Source organism: Allobosea sp. TAF32 (assembly GCF_052113585.1).
In the GTDB taxonomy this organism is placed as follows: Bacteria; Pseudomonadota; Alphaproteobacteria; order Rhizobiales; family Beijerinckiaceae; genus Allobosea.
The window spans coordinates 1-425 of record NZ_JBFRDM010000052.1 but is presented as its reverse complement, the minus strand read 5'-3'; the positions used below and the strand labels follow the sequence as shown (position 1 = coordinate 425).

The following is a 425-nucleotide window of genomic DNA, read 5'->3' as shown; positions in this document are numbered from 1 at the left end:
GCCATCCACAACGCCCAGCGCGCGCAGGATCTGCTGAAGACCGAACCCTCGCTGGCGGCCTATTTCTGGAAGTTCGAGCCGGACCCGAAGTCGCGGCCGAAGAAAGTCACGCCGGCCGTGCTGCGCGAGATGACGACGTCGCCGGAGTCCGTGGCGCTCTCGAAGGACCTGAAGAAGCGCGGCTGGAAGTTCGTCGGCCCGACCACGATGTATGCGCTGATGCAGGCCATGGGCCTGGTCAACGATCATTTCGAAGGCTGTGCGACCCGCGCCGAGGTGCTGAAGGCCCGCAAGGCCTTCAAGGTGCCGCGCTGATCCTCGCCGGAAGGCTGGCTGGAAGCCGATCCATCCACAGCGCTTTTCTGTTTCGGCAACGGTGCGTATACGTATACAGATATTGTTTACGTATACATAAATAGTAGTAG

1 protein-coding gene is annotated in these 425 nt (G+C 60.7%); it reads left to right on the top strand.

Annotation, left to right across the window (positions count from 1 at the left end):
* Nucleotides 1-315: DNA-3-methyladenine glycosylase I (locus AB4Z16_RS28135; protein ID WP_441514592.1), on the top strand; the 315-nt coding region annotated here is incomplete at its 5' end.
* Nucleotides 316-425: the final 110 nt, after the last annotated feature.